This is a genomic window from Xenorhabdus bovienii, from assembly GCF_024721015.1.
In the GTDB taxonomy this organism is placed as follows: domain Bacteria; phylum Pseudomonadota; class Gammaproteobacteria; order Enterobacterales; family Enterobacteriaceae; genus Xenorhabdus; species Xenorhabdus bovienii.
In genome coordinates, this window is the sequence record NZ_JANAIF010000167.1 from 1 (window position 1) to 2,394 (window position 2,394).

Consider the following 2,394-nt stretch of genomic DNA (forward strand, 5'->3'; position numbering starts at 1 on the left):
CTCCACTAATTCTTTCATTAGCGTCCCTCTAAAAATGAAAGAATTATCCACTCAATATTTTCATGCGTAACCCCTGGGGGCAAAGTGGGTTTATGAATCTCGGGGTAAGGCTAATGGGGCGTAATATAGAAAATGTAGACAGGGTTTTTGTCTGTTAGACTTTAAACATCGGCTGCTATCCCACCAGATTGCTTTATATGCCATTTTTATGATGCCTGATGGGATAGCTTTACATTTTTATGCTTAATTCCATAAGAATACAACTTTAGAACAATACCATGAACTTATTGAAATCACTGGCAGCGGTCAGTTCAATGACGATGTTTTCTCGCGTGCTGGGCTTTATTCGTGATGCCATTATTGCTCGTATATTTGGTGCAGGAATGGCGACGGATGCCTTTTTTGTTGCCTTTAAATTACCTAACCTGTTACGCCGTATCTTTGCAGAGGGCGCTTTTTCGCAAGCTTTTGTTCCTATTCTTGCCGAATACAAAAATCAACAAGGGGATGAAGCAACACGTACCTTTATTGCGTATATCTCAGGTATGTTGACATTGATTCTGGCTATCGTCTCAGTGATAGGTGTAATTGCTGCACCTTGGATCATCTATGTGACTGCGCCGGGATTTACGGATACACCGGATAAGTTTGTCTTAACCCGTGATTTACTTAGAATTACGTTTCCTTATATCTTTTTGATTTCGCTGGCTTCTTTGGCTGGCGCAATTCTTAATACCTGGAACCGCTTTTCGGTGCCTGCTTTTGCTCCGACACTGCTCAATGTCAGTATGATCATTTTTGCATTGTTTGTGGCTCCTTATTGCAATCCGCCAGTGCTGGCGCTGGGTTGGGCCGTTGTTGCCGGAGGGGTTTTGCAATTGGTCTATCAGCTTCCTCATCTGAAAAAGATCGGCATGCTGGTATTGCCGCGGATTTCTTTCCGTGACAGTGCCGTATGGCGGGTTATCCGTCAAATGGGGCCTGCAATTCTGGGTGTATCGGTCGGGCAGATTTCCTTGATCATTAATACAATTTTTGCCTCATTTCTGGTTTCAGGCTCTGTTTCATGGATGTATTACGCTGATCGTTTAATGGAATTGCCTTCTGGTGTACTGGGTGTGGCGTTAGGGACGATTTTGCTGCCTTCACTGGCGAAAAGTTTTTCCAGTGGTAATCATGAAGAATATCGAAAACTGATGGATTGGGGGTTACGTCTCTGTTTCTTGCTGGCGTTGCCTTGTGCAGTTGCTCTCGGTATTCTCGCAGAGCCTCTGACGGTATCATTATTTCAATATGGTCACTTTTCTGCTTTTGATGCTGAGATGACTCAACGGGCGTTAATTGCCTACTGTTTTGGCTTGATGGGGTTGATTGTGGTTAAAGTTCTCGCTCCGGGCTTTTATTCACGCCAAGATATCAAAACACCAGTAAAAATTGCGATTGCGACCTTGATTCTGACCCAATTGATGAACCTTGCTTTCGTTGGCCCGTTGAAACATGCAGGTCTGGCGCTTTCTATTGGTCTGGCTGCCTGCTTCAATGCCAGTATGCTTTATTGGCAACTGCGTAAGCGTGATATTTTCACGCCTTTGGCGGGATGGGGGATATTCCTGTTTAAATTGGTGGTGGCAATTGCTGTGATGGTCGGGGTGCTGTTGGCAGTATTGTGGGTTATGCCAGCATGGGAACAGGGCAATATGGCAATGCGCCTACTGCGCTTAATGGGCGTAGTGATTGCGGGAGCAGGCAGTTATTTTGCAGTTCTGGCCTTGATGGGATTTAGACTGAAAGATTTTGCTCATCGGGGATTGCAGTGATTCCCTGATTAATAAATAATTTCATTCAATACAACCGCCCAAGTTTTTATTGGGCGGTTTTTTATTTTGCACTTATTGAATGACAGTATTCGTATTTCTCTTGCCTTTCTGGTTCAATTCAAAGAATGAAAATTGATATTTTCCTGACATAAAATTAATTATTATTCTATTTTTTATTCTTCTTGCTATTTGTAACTTATTGTTTGATATGTATTTTTGAATTATTATCTGGATTATTTGATATTATTAATTTTAATGTAAATAATGAATTTGATATAATCAAAAATTAATTAAGAAAATTCGTGAGAAGTTAGTGTTATTATTCATAATAACTTGTAACCGTTAAATGGATTATTGATAATAAAATAAATGATATTCGACTTTAAATTTAATACAACCATAACCAGAAAAAATAATATAATCGCCAGATATTTTTCCATAATAACTGCCTCTGTGTTTATATATCTTCATAATTAAATATAAACAGTAAGTCCAGCTAAGTAAGTTAATCAATGAAATTATCTGCACTTTTGTTATAGTCGGTAATACAATACACTGACTTACCGCGTCCACTAAT

The 2,394-nt window shown here is 40.0% G+C and carries 1 protein-coding gene; it reads left to right on the forward strand.

Going from position 1 to position 2,394, the window contains the following annotated elements; all coding sequences use genetic code 11:
• Positions 1-278: 278 nt before the first annotated feature.
• Entirely contained in the window at positions 279-1,817 is a 1,539-nt protein-coding gene (murJ, locus tag NXS07_RS19495; RefSeq protein WP_258087460.1) for a murein biosynthesis integral membrane protein MurJ, read from the forward strand.
• The last annotated feature ends 577 nt before the right edge of the window (positions 1,818-2,394 follow it).

What these genes read in the sequence shown, in the direction of transcription:
- murJ (WP_258087460.1), top strand. Translation starts at nt 279, where the DNA reads ATGAACTTATTGAAATCACTGGCAGCGGTCAGTTCAATGACGATGTTT.